This is a genomic window from Anaerotruncus sp. G3(2012), from assembly GCF_000403395.2.
Taxonomy (GTDB): domain Bacteria; phylum Bacillota; class Clostridia; order Oscillospirales; family Ruminococcaceae; genus Anaerotruncus.
On sequence record NZ_KE159662.1, the window covers coordinates 15,661 to 28,058 of the forward strand.

The following is a 12,398-nucleotide window of genomic DNA, read 5'->3' on the forward strand; positions in this document are numbered from 1 at the left end:
GACAGCAGTGATTTTGTGCAGTTGATTGAAGATTCTGGAGGAAGCGCTGTGATACCTCCCCGCTCCAATGCTCGTAATCCTCGTGAATATGACAAGGGAATGTACAAGCGCAGAAATTTAGTAGAGCGCTTTTTCAACCGCATGAAGCAGTTTCGGCGCTTTGCTACTCGTTATGAGAAAACTGCTAAATCTTTCCTTTCCCTTGTTCATTTTGTCGCTGTTTTTGTTTGGATTGCTATTTCTTGACTTTAGGGACACAACCTAAGTAAGGAGATGATGAACCGTGGTATCTCTTGAGCAGGTACAAAATGGGATTGCCAACTATATAGATGCTGAGATCGTCACGAAAATGACTGGCTGGCAGAAGTAGGCGGTTGGTACCGCTGCGGGTATAATTTTGCAGCGCGCTCTGAAACTCTATGAGCAGGCGAGATCACACCCGCTTATGCAGGCGATGGGCGTGATTGATGCCGAAGGGATGATCGATGCAGATACACTGCACAGGGAACTGAAAGCACAGGCACAGTCCGGACTGATTACTGTGAACATCCCGATGGCTGGGACGGTCAAATTTTCAGAAGCAGATGTTGACAAGCTATTCGGGATGATTAAAAATGCGTGAGAAAGGCGGAAGGAAGCAATGAGTGTGTAAAGATGGCACTGAAGATGGAGAAGGATGATGTCAAAGACGCAGAAATGTTGACCAGGTATGCGGAGCGCGCAGCCATGTTGGGTGACGAAGAGGCTGCGCGGATATTCCGGTCGCGCGCGGAGCGCCGGATTGGCTCGGATTACGAGGAGAGCCGGAAACTCGTGAAATATGAGATGGACCGTATGGCCAAGGAGGGTAAGACGGAAACACCTGGAAGTGCGCCGCAAATCTGCTGGCAGGCCATGCGGGAGATGCAGAATGCACAAGTTGGGGACATCAAGGCAAGAATTGCGGCTGTGAAAAGCGTGTAATCTTTGAATTTAGTATGCTAAAATTTGCTGTGTATTTACTGTGAAGAATCACGTGAAAAAATGGGCAAAATCAAGTGATTTTAGAAACTGAATAAAGGCAACAAAAAACCGTTCAAATGCGCTAATTAGCGGGATTGAACGGCTTTTCGTTTTTTAAATTGTGGCGGGCCACATTATCTATTATCCGAACGCGAGCCGCCTTGTTTTCACTGCGAGCAGCAGCCTCTGGACCGCTTTCCGCGTCCTGATTTTCCAAGTCCTCCAAATCGTCGCACATATCCATATAAGATACCTGCTTACTGTCTTTAATATTGTAGTAAATTACGATCTTGTCATCGTAGACATACACTGAATTTATAAATACGTCGATAATTCTTTTTCTAAAAAAGCTGTCGCATGGATCTCCATCACAAAATGTTTTCAGCCATGCCATGATTTGTTCTTTCGAATAGTGTATACCATTGACCAGACGTAGCCTTGAAAGATCGAGCTCTATATCGGCCTTTTGGCTTTCCAGCAACTCGATTTTATCAAAGAAACGCTTGCGAACGTGTGGAGAGTCAGATTCTATCGAAGCGTCGACAGCGTTGGCGATCTCTCTTTCCAGCTTGTCGATCTGGCGTTCCATATCTTTTATTTTATTGCCGCCAAACTCTTTTTCGTACTGTTCAACAAGACGGCCGGCAATGTAGTCAATGCGGGAAGGGGTGAGCACATATTCGGCGGTCTGCTCTGCGACATACCATTCGAGGAAATCCTTTTTCTCGTTGTGTTTCTTGCAGGTATGCAGCCTTTTTCGCTGGCCGCAAGCGTAATAGTGATGAAGCACCCCTGTTTTGCTGGTGCCGCAATCCCCGACCAGTCGCGTACCGCAATAACCGCAGAAGACTTTACCCTGCAACAGGTATTCTTCCCGCGCCTTTTTTATAGCAGGGGCATGACGCAGCCTGTCCAGCTGTTTCTGTACTTGGAGAAAAGTTTGTTCATCAATAAGGGCCTCACAGCCTCCGGTGACTTCCATGCCGTTATGCACATACTCTCCTATGTATTTCCGGTTGCGCAAAGCATGTTGGAGGCTGGATAGGGACATTGGCCGGCCATAGTAGTTCTTTACCCCGCGTGCATTGAGTTCATCCATAATCTGTTTTTTTGATATACCGGATGCATATTGCTCAAAAATCCATTTTATGATGGGCGCCTTTTCTTCGTCGGCCACAAGCCGCTTGTTCTGGATTTTGAAGCCGAAAGGGGGGATGCCGCCTATGTAAGTTCCTTTTATCGCACTTTCCCTCTGTCCGCGTTTCACATGCTTGGACAGATTCGCGCTGTAATACTCGGCAAGGCTTTCCAGCATCCCCTCGAGCATGATTCCTTCCGGATCGTCGCTGATGTGTTCGGTTGCGGATACTACGCGAACGCCGCTTTTCTTTAGACGGTGCTTGTAGTTTGCGCTGTCGAAGCGGTTGCGGGCAAACCGATCCAATTTCCAGACAATCACAGCTGAAAATTGCCCTTTGGGGGCATCAGAAATCATGCGTTGGAAATCGGGGCGATCGTCAGACCGCCCCGTCAGCGCACGATCGACATATTCATGAATGACGACATATCCTTCACGCTGGGCGTAGGCATAGCAATCGCGCAGCTGTCCTTCGATGCTTTGTTCGGTTTGTCCATGGCTGGAATAACGGGCGTATATAACCGCGTTTCGGGCGGTGGCTCCTGCATGTTTCATAAAAAATCCCCTTTCTTTTTGCATAAGAGTATGCTAAAATAAAGGGGCAGTAAGCTGGTGAAAATTTTACTGCCCCTATGAAGCCGCTTTCGGTGTTGGCGCACCGAGAGCGGCTTTTTATTTTTACGGCAAAAGACCGCTAAAAATGTCGTCCAGAGAAATATCGAAATCATCAAACAAACTGCATTTGAAATGCGTTTCAACCGCCGCTCGTTCTTCTTCAGACATCTTTGCCAGCGCCCAGTCGGGATGAAGTGAATATATGTCATGAAGGACAAAATTCGTTCCGTTGGAGCGGTAAACTTCCACAGATTTGTCAGCTGGATTAACGATCCAGTATTCTCGCACTCCGGAACGCTCATAAACATCTTTTTTATAGGTCCGGTCATTTCTCATAGTGCTGGAGGAGAGGACTTCGACTACAAGATCGGGAGCACCGTGAACGCCATCGTGTTTAATTTTATTACGATCACAGACCACCATCATGTCAGGTACGAAATGATCTTTTTCTGTTAAATACACGATAGTTCCGTCACCAAAGGGGGTACAGCTCTTCCCTTTCAGACATTGCCTAAACAAATAATAGATATTTTCAGAAGCAAAATTGTGATTGACAGAGGCTGGGGCCATCATTACGATTTTCCCGCCGATCAGTTCTTCCCGCCAATCCTCTTTGTATGCTAGATTTCCGTTCATAACATCTGCTCCTTTCGTGCGCCCGCTTATAGCGAGCTTTTTTATTTATCGGAAATCATCCAGCCAAACTACGTTATTAAACTGCAAATTTTCGATCACTCAAGGAAGGAACTTCTTTCGCGGGTGATTCTAGAAGGGGGAGATCAAGAATCTGTCGGACGATGTTTTTTTCTTTAAAAGTGGCTTTTTCATAAGCATGTGCTACCTCTTCAGCCTCTTGAGCCAAAGACTCCACCGAGAAAGAGGTCTTTGAAGTCTTGTTGAACCCAAATGCTTCATCGACGGATACACCATACAAGGCACATAAAACAAAAAGGGTATTGGCATCTGGTTGCGATTGACCAGTTTCCCATGACGCTAATGTTTGTTGCTTTCGATTTATTTTTTTAGCAGCTTGTGTTTGGGTAAGATTTGCCTTAACACGTAACTCTTTCAAGATTTTAGCAATTTCTTCCTTGGTCATGTCTTTTTCTCTCCTTTGTTTTTTATTATATGCTTTTTATCAGTAATCTGCAATAGTTTGATACCGAAAAATTTTGTAATTTTTTATTGACAACTGAAAATTTCAGTAATATAATTAAATAAACCGAAAAATTCAGTAAAAAGAGGTGATAAATTGTGATTGATGTTAGAGATGGATTGAAAGTTTGCATTGAAAGAAGTGGGTTAAAACAGACAGCGATCGCGGATCGTGTAAGTATGTCTGACCAGCAGATCTGCGATATTGTAAATAAGCGACGGCGTTTAGATGCAAATGAACTCTTTGCGATCTGCAAAGTCATTGGGGCAACTCCAAACGATGTATATGCTGCAAGCGCAACGCCCGACACCTATTTGAACTTGGAAACGGCATAGGGATGCCACTGAAAAGTGGCACACAAAAAAGCCGCCCGATGGGCGGCGGGAAGGAAAACTATGGGACATTTTACAACTGCTAACATTACATTTTTTAATTATCTAATGTCGATAGTCGGCCCTGACGTGGCGGAGGAACTCTTCTCAATGAGCAGCCAAGAAAAAGAGTCGCGGTTTATCATCATTGATGGGAGACGGGGTCCAACGGGGAAAAGCACTCTGTGTAAGGTGCTGCAGAAGCATGGCTATCAGGTGCTGGAGATGCATGAACAAAAATACATACGTCTAGACGTGGAGTTGCAATGCAAGGTTGCTAATTTTAGTGATTGTGTGGACTAAGGAAGACGGGAGACTTTTTTGAAATATTGAAAGTCCAGTTGGTTTCAGATTCATCCTTGACCAAAAAACCACAAACTTTCATGGCCTGTTTGAACATTCCGTTGGTAATGTAAAATCCGTTTGGACTGTTTTCAAAAATATGTTTTAGTCCGTAGGAAGTGGACTGACATGCAAATGTTTTGATGGGAAAAAGATTTTCCTTTATCCAAGAGCACAAGAGCGATCGTTCCTCCGAAGTAAGTAGGTCGTATTGTTCGACCCTATCAGTGTCATACATAGAACAATTCTCCGTTTCATGTAAATTTATGTATTTTAACTCATAATACTGCAAGATGTTAGAAAAGTCAATCAGAAAAAGCCGCCCGACAGGCGGCGGAAAGGAAAAAGTATGATGGAACGTAAAGGGCGTGTCTGGGCGGGCGTAGTCGGTCTGCGCGCACCGGACGGCTCTATTGCTAGGACCGTAAAAATCTATCGTGATGTAGATGTCGAACCGAAGCCCGGCAGAATGACCAAAGACGAAGAGCGGGTATGCGACGGGATCATCCGGGATATGGCCGTTATGTATCACAAATACGTGGAACGTTTAACCGAGGAGGAACAGCCAAAATGACCGCAGGAAAATTAACCGCAGAAGAATTCGAAGAAATCATGAGACGGTATGACGCAAAAGGTCCTATCGAAAATACGTTGCGCCATTTTGGATATTCAGAAATCCAGGAAGAATCAGAATGGCGCCAGCATTGGGATAAGTCTGAATATCTAAAAAAACTTTTATTCATGCCCGAGTTCATCAACATTGAGCTAAAGCATGAGAAGTTTAAGATGGTGTTGGACTACGATCCCGACTACCCCAATGCGCTGATCCAATTTTTTTGAAGGAGGGAACTTATGAAAATCATCATCGAAACGAGAGAAGGGGATGTCGAGCCGCTTACTATTGAGGTGCAGATGCAGGCTGATGTACCGACACTCCGCATTAAAAGAATTTCGGGATAGTGTTCGAAACGGCGAGCAAAAATCTATCGCGCCTGCTTTGTAATTGAGCTAAAAAGAATGATCTCTCCATGCCATTACATGGAGAGATCCGAAGACTATTTACTACCCAGCATCCGACTCCAATCCGATCCTTTTTCAAGATGGAAAGTCCATTTGCCGTTAGGCACAAATTGAGCCAGTGAAACTATTGCGTAGCCTTCCTTTAAGAAGCGTTCTTTTTCCTCAACTGAACGTGTTGAAACTTTCTTATTGATAGCCAACCCCCCTTTCTTAAAAAATAATTGTAAAATCAATATAATTATAGCATATAATCCCAGAATAATCAAGCCGAATAGCAAATTTCAAGGAAGAATAAGGTAATAAAATTTCATGAGGAGGATTAAGATGAAGTTTATGAGAAAAAAGGATCAGGAATTGGAAGACCTGCTTGAGAAGTCCCGTCAGCTTCAGGTGGAGCTGAACGAGGCGGCGGCAAAGGCAGCGAAAGGATTGGTCTGGCGTCGGTTCGTCCCCGCTGGATCGCCGGAAGATCTGGTGAAGCTCGGCAGCCTGATCGAAAGAAAGGCCCTGGCTTTGGATGATTTGCAGCTGATTTTGCAGGTGCTCGCGCTACCTGTATCGGATGGCAGCTGCCCGGTGGATGGACAGGTCAGAATGGCGTTTACCGACCAGACAACCACCTGCCCATCGTATGTAGGCGGCAAATGCATCGGTGTACCTCCTGCTCATCCGCCGTATACATCAAGACCGGTATGCCCCAAAACGGTTTCGGAGGAGGTAGACGGGTGTACCAAAAAGTAATCATGATGGGGCGTCTGGCGGCGGATCCGGAGCTTCGACAGACGCCCAGCGGGGTCAGTGTTGCGACCTTCGCGATTGCAGTAGACCGCCAGTATGCGGACAAGGATGGCAAGCGCCAGGCGGACTTTTTTGACATCGTCGCCTGGCGGGAACTCGGGGAGTTTGTCAGCAAGTATTTTCACAAGGGTAAGCCGTGCCTGGTGGACGGCCGGATTGAAACCCGCACCTATACAGACAAGAACGGGATCAAGCGAAAACTCTACGAGGTGATTGCCCAGAGCGTCCGGTTCTGCGGGGACGGCAGTAAGACAGACAAAGGATTTCCGGAGGCACCACCAGCGCCCAAGCAGACAGAGCAGGAAGACTTCACCGAGATGGATCCAGGCGACGATCTTCCGTTTTAGGGGTGGCAATATGAGAGTGATTGACATTATCAACCTGAAGGGCGGGGTCGCCAAGACGATCAGTGCGATCAACATTGCCCATGTGCTGGCTGTGGTCCACCATCAGCGTATCCTGATGATCGACAACGACAAGCAGGGCAACACGACCAAATTCTGGGGGCTGCACAGCTACGAACGCCCCGGCATTGCCGAGCTGCTGACCCAACCCGGGATGGACGTCCGGCAGGTGATCCAACCGACCGGGATCGCGGGGATCGACCTGATCCCCGCGAACATGTCCCTGCTTTCGGCGAACAGCTCGCTGCTCATCAACATGAGCCGGGGCAGGGACTACCGGCTCCGGCGGGCGCTCGACCCGGTGCGGGATGTATACGACTTTTGTGTGATTGACAATGCCCCTGACATCAACGTCGGCGTCATCAATGCGCTTATGGCCGCAGACGATGTGCTCGTACCGGTCAAGATCGACCAGTTTGCGTTTGATGGTCTTGCGGAGCTGATCGAGCAGGTGGATGAGATCCGGGAGAGCAACCCCAGCCTGCGGTTTGCGGGCTGTTTTTTTACCATGTACCAGCGCAACAAGGCCAATCAGCGCGGGGATGACTGGCTGCATGATGATGGAAGCTATCCCATCTTCAAAACCCGCATCCGGAGCACCGTCAAGGTCACTGAGACAACCTACGAGGGCAAACCGCTGCTGGTTCATGCGCCCCGCAGCACAGCGGCGCAGGACTACGTTTCGCTGGTTGCGGAGTATCTGGCGCAGAGAAAGGAGGGCGCAGGTGGGGAAGTTTAACGTCCGGGAGATGATGGCTCCGAAAGAATCCAACACAGAAACAGTGGACAGGCCACGCACTGTGGAGCAGATCGCGGTGGAGATCAATTTCTATAAGGCGCAGACGGTCCAGAATATCATCGAGATCGGTAAGCGGCTGATTGAAGCCAAGGAGCACCTGCCGCATGGGGCGTGGGCGGACTGGCTAAAAGACGCGGTTGAATTTAGCCAGGAAACGGCCAACCGATTCATGAGAATTGCTCGAGAGTATTCAAATTCGTCACCGGTGACGAATTTGAGCTACACCAAAATGTTAGCATTGTTGCAGGTCCCGGAAGAGGATCGGGAAGCATTTTTGGCGGAAAGCCACCTGGTCAACGGGGTGCCCAAAACGGTGGAGGAGATGTCTAAACGCGAGCTGAATCAGGCGATCCGCGAGCGGGACCAGGCCCGCAAGGAGGCCGCAGAGCAGAAAGCCCGCGCCAAACGGGAGTATGACAACTACATGAACGCACTTGTCGCGAAAGAAAAAGCAGATGAACAGCTGGAAATCGCCAAGAGGGAAGCGTCGGAACAGAAGAAGCGCGCGGACCGGGCACAGCACTGTGTGGATGACCTGCAAGGGCAGGTCATAGAGCTTCAGCACCGTCCGGTCGAGGTTGCGGTGGCGGAGGTCAGCGAAGAACAGATTGCAGAGCTGCAGCAGCAGGCGGATGAGAAGGCCGAACGAAAATACCGCGGCCAGATCGCCGCCGAACGCCAGCGGACGGAAGCTGCGGAACAGAAGCTCAGGCAGCAGTCAGTACAGCCTCGCGCATCGTACGCCTCGAATGAAGTCTACGATGCAAAGGAACGGTTTGTGGGAGCGCTCTGGTCGGACTTTGAACAGTTCACCGCGCTCCTCAGCCGCACAGAAGGAAAACTGGCATTGAACGCGCTCAAAGAGGCGGCGGAAGAGATAGACGAAATCCGGCAGGAAATCCGGCTGATGACCAACCAGCTGATCGGGCATCAGGAGATAGACCTGCCACCGGACCTATAAACAGGAGGTTAAAGAGATGAAAGCAACAGGCATTGTGCGCAAACTGGATGAACTGGGACGATTGGTAATCCCGAAGGGAATCAGGGATACATATGGCTGGGAAAATGGCGCGTCCATTGAAATCTGGCTGGATGAGCAGGGAAATGTAGTCCTGCGCAAATACCGGCCGCAATGCCGCAACCCGGTTGAGGAATTATTGGAGGAGGCGAAAGCCGCTCTTCCTGCGTTAGACGGAGCGGCCCGGATGCATCTGGAGCAGGCGATCGTGGAGCTTTCGGCCGCGGCCCGCCATGTATGAGTACATACCGGAGGAGCTGAAGCAGCTCTCCCAGTGGGTCTGCCACAAGTATCCCAGCAAGATCCCCCTGTGCGCGTGTCCGGATGCAGGCGGCATCCTGCATCCGGCGAGCTGCAACAAACCGGCCACCTGGTCCAGCTTTGGACAAGCGGTCAGGGCGGTGAAGGAACACGGCGCGACCGGCATCGGCATCCAGTTTGCAAACGGAATCTGCGGCATCGACATCGACGACTGTGTGGACGGCGGGGAGCTAAGCGCATTCGCGCGGGAGATCGTCGAGACAATGCGCAGCTATACCGAGGTTTCCCCCTCCGGGACGGGCATCCATATCCTCTGCAAGGGTCGGCTGCCTGCCCGGGAGGGCAGGCGGGACAGCTCGCTCGGTCTCGAGATGTACGATACCGGGCGGTATTTTACGGTAACCGGATCTGCGTACCTCGACCCGTCCGGCAGGCCGTACCCGCTCCGGGACTGCACCAAGGAGCTGGACGAGATCCACCGGAAATATCTGATGCCCGAGCCGGTCGAGCAGACCAGGCTGGACACGCCAAAGCCTGGCGCAGCAAGGACGCCGGATTCCCGTCAGGTGGTCCGTGACCTTTCGGATCAGGAGATCCTTGAGATCGCGTTCCGGAATAAGGAGACCGGGGATGATATACGGCGGCTTTACGCAGGGGACTGGAGCAGCCTGCCGCAGCTTTCGGGCAAGAGCCAGAGCGAAGCAGATATGCTGTTCTGCGGACATCTGGCGTTCTGGTTTGACCGGGACGGCGCCCGGATGGATACGGTGTTCCGCGCCTCGGGGCTGTACCGCAAAAAATGGGACGAGAAACGGGGCGCGCAGACCTACGGCCAGAAGACGATTGCCGCGGCGGTCAAGGGGACGACCCGGACGTTTGTCCCGTATGACCGGCCCAGAGGCGGCGAGAAGCCGCTTCAGGAACCGCCCCCGGAATCTTCTTCGAGAAAGCAGGGGCCGCTTTCTGGGGGCGCGCAGCCCTCTCAACCGGCACAGGTCAAGCCGGACCCGGGGCGGTATACGCTGGACGACACCGGCAACGCCTATCGGTTCCGGGATGCCTTCTGGCGGGACCTCAGATACGACCATGTCAATGGCCGTTGGATGTACTGGACCGGCAAGCGGTGGGCGGTGGATGAAACAGGGGAGGTCAAGCGGCGGGCGAATACGCTGCTTGAGCGGATGGAAGAGGAGGCACGCTCGCTCTATGACGACGGGGGCCTGCTCAAGCATGTCCGCAAGACCCGCAGCAGCAAATACAAGGAAGCGATGATCCGGGAGGCGCAGCCGCTGGAGGGAATCCCTGTGCTGCCGGGCGAGCTGGACCTGTACCAGGCGCTGCTGAACGTACAGAACGGGGTGCTCAACCTCAAAACCGGCGAGCTGCTGCCGCACAAGCGGGAGTATATGCTCTCGATGATCGCGGCGGTGGAGTATGACCCGGCGGCGGAATGCCCCCGCTGGATGCAGTTCCTGGACGAGATCACCTGTGGGGACGTGGACCTCGCGCTCTACCTCCAGCGGATGGTGGGCTACTGCCTGACTGCCTCGACCCGCGAACAGTGCATCTTTTTCCTGTGGGGTTCGGGCGGCAACGGCAAGAGCAGGTTTGTCGAGGCGGTCACCTCGCTGCTTGGGGATTACACCAAAAACAGCCCGCCCGAAGCGATCATCGTCAAGGACCGCAGCAGCCCGAACACCTCTACAGCCGAGCTGGCGCGGATGAAGAGCGTGCGGCTGCTGACCACCTCGGAGCCGGACGGAGGCTGCCGTCTGGCAGAGGGGATGGTCAAACGGATCACGGGTGAGGATGTGGTGACCGCGCGGCTGCTCTATAAGGCGTCGTTCGACTATAAACCGGAATTCAAGGTGGTGATGAGCACCAACGCCAAGCCGGTGATTACCGGCAGCGACCAGGGAATCTGGCGGCGGGTGCGGCTGATCCCGTTCACAGCGCAGTTCCCGCCGGAAAAGCAGGACCGGGACCTCGGGGACCGGCTGGCCGCGGAGCGGCCGGGCATCTTCCGCTGGGCGGTACAGGGGGCAATCGACTGGTACCGGTACGGGATGCCGCAGTGCCTGCGGGTGGATAGCGCCAACGAGGACTACCGCAACGAGATGGATCGGGTCAAGGAGTTTATAGACGACTGTCTGGTGCGCACACAGGGGAGTGCGCTGCCGAGCCACCGTATCTACGCGGTCTACCGGGCGTGGGCGGAAGAGAATGGGGAGCGGTATCCGCTGGGACAGAAGAAGTTTTCGACCGAGCTGGTGGACAACCATCGGTTTTTTCGGCGAAAAACCATGCGCTTTTCGGAGTTTCTGGATGTGGAGTTTTCCGCGATTGGGCGCGAATACCTCGCGATGGCCCCGCAATCCCCCACCGGCTGATGGCGGATATGGCGGATTGCAGGCGGTTGCGTAAACTTTCCCCTATGTTTCCTTAGGGAACTTCTTAGCATTGACTCCATATCTACCATATGTACCATCCAAGGATACACCATATCTATTATTGATCTTTTATATTTATTTTTAAAAAAGGGAAAAAGGAGAAAAGAATGAATAGAAAAGAGAAGCAGCGCCGGGCGCAGAGGTATCTGCTCGCGCTGGCAAGGCTCGAACGGAAATGCGAGGAGGCGGCGCGCTGGGAGTCGATCGCCGAAGGGAGCGATCCGGGCGGGAAAAACCAGGTCAAGGTGGCCGCGCTGCATATCCGCGCCGAGTGCGAGGAGCTGACCTGTCAGGTGCAGGAACTTCGGGGGGATCTGATGCGGGCCATAGGCGGGATGAACAACGAGAAATACAGAGAGGTGCTCGAAGCGCTCTATCTGGCAGGGGATTCGGTTGAGGACTTTTGCAGGCAGAAGGGGTGGTCCAGACGGTATGTAGTGAACCTGAAGGCCCAGGCGCTGGATATGCTCGAGCTGTAAGCAAAAAACTTTTTTGAGTTAGTGACTTTTTGTGATAAAAAGTGATAAAAGTTCACCTTGAAAAGGGCACCATTCTTGACGTATAATAAACCTGTAGAGATGTACCCGAAAGGGTGCGTCTCTTTTTTTGTACGCAAATCAAATCCCCGGCGCAAAATCAAGCGGGGCAATGCGCTGCCGGAAGCGGCTCCACAGCGTCCACGCAGAGGCGGCTGGGCGGCCCTGCATGGCAGGGCTTTTGATCCGGGCTTCGCAGTCTGCGCGGCCCGCCGGGCAAAGGTACTCCTGACGGGGCGGCTTGTGCGCGGGTCCGTTGAGCGCGAAAAAAAGCTCCGTAAAACCCGAAAAATCCGGTTTGATCTTTTGATTTTCCAATCCTGCCCAGATCGTCAGAAATCTTGTGCAGGTTGCCGGAGCGCGGGTATGGGCGCAGGGGATTGTGCAGAATGACGGGATTTCCAGGCAGCCGGAGCAGGATGCCGGAAAAATCCTGTCAAAATGACGAAGCAGAGGGAGGGGGCTATGACGGAGAAAGCGGAGCTGTA

18 protein-coding genes are annotated in these 12,398 nt (G+C 51.9%); 14 read left to right on the plus strand and 4 right to left on the minus strand.

Features of this window, described 5'->3' with window-relative positions; translation table 11 throughout:
* The 3 genes from C814_RS22905 to C814_RS11450 form a co-directional block, all read left to right on the plus strand.
* Positions 1–246: transposase (locus tag C814_RS22905; RefSeq protein ID WP_196809916.1), on the plus strand; the 246-nt coding region annotated here is incomplete at its 5' end.
* 151 nt (positions 247–397) lie between these two features.
* Complete coding sequence (locus C814_RS23545) at positions 398–622, plus strand: hypothetical protein (protein ID WP_147407971.1); 225 nt, start codon at positions 398–400, stop codon at positions 620–622.
* Between the two features lie 32 nt (positions 623–654).
* On the plus strand, positions 655–963 hold the full coding sequence (locus C814_RS11450) for a hypothetical protein (protein WP_016317997.1): 309 nt from the start codon (positions 655–657) through the stop codon (positions 961–963).
* 121 nt (positions 964–1,084) lie between these two features.
* Here C814_RS11450 and C814_RS11455 read toward each other — a convergent pair whose 3' ends face one another.
* The 3 genes from C814_RS11455 to C814_RS22210 all read right to left on the minus strand — a co-directional run bounded on the left by C814_RS11455 (position 1,085) and on the right by C814_RS22210 (position 3,854).
* A complete protein-coding gene (locus C814_RS11455; RefSeq protein ID WP_016317998.1) occupies positions 1,085–2,695 on the minus strand; it encodes a recombinase family protein in 1,611 nt (536 codons plus the stop codon).
* 123 nt (positions 2,696–2,818) lie between these two features.
* Entirely contained in the window at positions 2,819–3,391 is a 573-nt protein-coding gene (locus C814_RS11460; RefSeq protein WP_016317999.1) for a Uma2 family endonuclease, read from the minus strand.
* Positions 3,392–3,467: 76 nt separating this feature from the next.
* The gene (locus tag C814_RS22210) at positions 3,468–3,854 is read right to left on the minus strand and encodes a helix-turn-helix transcriptional regulator (protein ID WP_016318000.1); all 387 of its coding nucleotides are present in this window, start codon (positions 3,852–3,854) and stop codon (positions 3,468–3,470) included.
* Positions 3,855–4,009: 155 nt separating this feature from the next.
* On the opposite strand from C814_RS22210, the gene C814_RS11465 reads away from it, so the two are divergent.
* The 4 genes from C814_RS11465 to C814_RS11480 all read left to right on the plus strand — a co-directional run bounded on the left by C814_RS11465 (position 4,010) and on the right by C814_RS11480 (position 5,464).
* A complete protein-coding gene (locus C814_RS11465; RefSeq protein WP_016318001.1) occupies positions 4,010–4,246 on the plus strand; it encodes a helix-turn-helix domain-containing protein in 237 nt (78 codons plus the stop codon).
* A 60-nt stretch (positions 4,247–4,306) separates the two neighbouring features.
* Positions 4,307–4,585 carry a hypothetical protein gene (locus C814_RS11470; protein ID WP_016318002.1) on the plus strand — a complete coding sequence of 93 codons (279 nt, stop codon included), beginning with the start codon at positions 4,307–4,309 and terminating at the stop codon, positions 4,583–4,585.
* 388 nt (positions 4,586–4,973) lie between these two features.
* Positions 4,974–5,198: a hypothetical protein gene (locus C814_RS11475; protein WP_016315537.1), complete on the plus strand. Its 225-nt coding sequence runs from the start codon at positions 4,974–4,976 to the stop codon at positions 5,196–5,198.
* Positions 5,195–5,464, plus strand: a complete 270-nt coding sequence (locus tag C814_RS11480; RefSeq protein ID WP_016315538.1) for a hypothetical protein — start codon at positions 5,195–5,197, stop codon at positions 5,462–5,464. The genes C814_RS11475 and C814_RS11480 overlap by 4 nt, the downstream gene beginning before the upstream one ends.
* Before the next feature lie 215 nt (positions 5,465–5,679).
* Here the strand turns inward: C814_RS11480 and C814_RS23550 are convergent, their stop codons facing one another.
* Positions 5,680–5,844: a hypothetical protein gene (locus tag C814_RS23550; RefSeq protein WP_155846338.1), complete on the minus strand. Its 165-nt coding sequence runs from the start codon at positions 5,842–5,844 to the stop codon at positions 5,680–5,682.
* 124 nt (positions 5,845–5,968) lie between these two features.
* Here C814_RS23550 and C814_RS11485 point away from each other — a divergent pair, with 124 nt between their 5' ends.
* The 7 genes from C814_RS11485 (at position 5,969) to C814_RS11510 (ending at position 11,853) form a co-directional block, all read left to right on the plus strand.
* The gene (locus C814_RS11485) at positions 5,969–6,385 is read left to right on the plus strand and encodes a hypothetical protein (protein WP_016318003.1); all 417 of its coding nucleotides are present in this window, start codon (positions 5,969–5,971) and stop codon (positions 6,383–6,385) included.
* Complete coding sequence (locus C814_RS11490) at positions 6,370–6,789, plus strand: single-stranded DNA-binding protein (protein WP_016318004.1); 420 nt, start codon at positions 6,370–6,372, stop codon at positions 6,787–6,789. Before C814_RS11485 ends, C814_RS11490 begins: the two co-directional genes overlap by 16 nt.
* 10 nt (positions 6,790–6,799) lie before the next feature.
* Positions 6,800–7,585 (plus strand): ParA family protein, encoded by a 786-nt coding sequence (locus C814_RS11495; RefSeq protein ID WP_016318005.1) that lies wholly within the window; start codon positions 6,800–6,802, stop codon positions 7,583–7,585.
* The gene (locus tag C814_RS22215; RefSeq protein ID WP_016318006.1) at positions 7,572–8,606 is read left to right on the plus strand and encodes a DUF3102 domain-containing protein; all 1,035 of its coding nucleotides are present in this window, start codon (positions 7,572–7,574) and stop codon (positions 8,604–8,606) included. The genes C814_RS11495 and C814_RS22215 overlap by 14 nt, the downstream gene beginning before the upstream one ends.
* 16 nt (positions 8,607–8,622) lie before the next feature.
* Positions 8,623–8,904: an AbrB/MazE/SpoVT family DNA-binding domain-containing protein gene (locus tag C814_RS11500; RefSeq protein WP_016318007.1), complete on the plus strand. Its 282-nt coding sequence runs from the start codon at positions 8,623–8,625 to the stop codon at positions 8,902–8,904.
* Complete coding sequence (locus C814_RS22220; protein WP_016318008.1) at positions 8,897–11,314, plus strand: phage/plasmid primase, P4 family; 2,418 nt, start codon at positions 8,897–8,899, stop codon at positions 11,312–11,314. The genes C814_RS11500 and C814_RS22220 overlap by 8 nt, the downstream gene beginning before the upstream one ends.
* A gap of 167 nt (positions 11,315–11,481) precedes the next feature.
* Complete coding sequence (locus tag C814_RS11510; RefSeq protein ID WP_016317763.1) at positions 11,482–11,853, plus strand: hypothetical protein; 372 nt, start codon at positions 11,482–11,484, stop codon at positions 11,851–11,853.
* Positions 11,854–12,398: the final 545 nt, after the last annotated feature.

Excerpts from the sequence above, each read along its gene's own strand:
- C814_RS11475 (WP_016315537.1), top strand. The coding sequence starts at position 4,974 with ATGATGGAACGTAAAGGGCGTGTCTGGGCGGGCGTAGTCGGTCTGCGC.
- C814_RS22210 (WP_016318000.1), bottom strand. The coding sequence starts at position 3,854 with ATGACCAAGGAAGAAATTGCTAAAATCTTGAAAGAGTTACGTGTTAAG.
- C814_RS11450 (WP_016317997.1), top strand. The coding sequence starts at position 655 with ATGGCACTGAAGATGGAGAAGGATGATGTCAAAGACGCAGAAATGTTG.
- C814_RS11460 (WP_016317999.1), bottom strand. The coding sequence starts at position 3,391 with ATGAACGGAAATCTAGCATACAAAGAGGATTGGCGGGAAGAACTGATC.
- C814_RS11455 (WP_016317998.1), bottom strand. The coding sequence starts at position 2,695 with ATGAAACATGCAGGAGCCACCGCCCGAAACGCGGTTATATACGCCCGT.
- C814_RS11485 (WP_016318003.1), top strand. The coding sequence starts at position 5,969 with ATGAAGTTTATGAGAAAAAAGGATCAGGAATTGGAAGACCTGCTTGAG.
- C814_RS11470 (WP_016318002.1), top strand. The coding sequence starts at position 4,307 with ATGGGACATTTTACAACTGCTAACATTACATTTTTTAATTATCTAATG.
- C814_RS11500 (WP_016318007.1), top strand. The coding sequence starts at position 8,623 with ATGAAAGCAACAGGCATTGTGCGCAAACTGGATGAACTGGGACGATTG.
- C814_RS11510 (WP_016317763.1), top strand. The coding sequence starts at position 11,482 with ATGAATAGAAAAGAGAAGCAGCGCCGGGCGCAGAGGTATCTGCTCGCG.
- C814_RS11480 (WP_016315538.1), top strand. The coding sequence starts at position 5,195 with ATGACCGCAGGAAAATTAACCGCAGAAGAATTCGAAGAAATCATGAGA.
- C814_RS11495 (WP_016318005.1), top strand. The coding sequence starts at position 6,800 with ATGAGAGTGATTGACATTATCAACCTGAAGGGCGGGGTCGCCAAGACG.
- C814_RS22220 (WP_016318008.1), top strand. The coding sequence starts at position 8,897 with ATGTATGAGTACATACCGGAGGAGCTGAAGCAGCTCTCCCAGTGGGTC.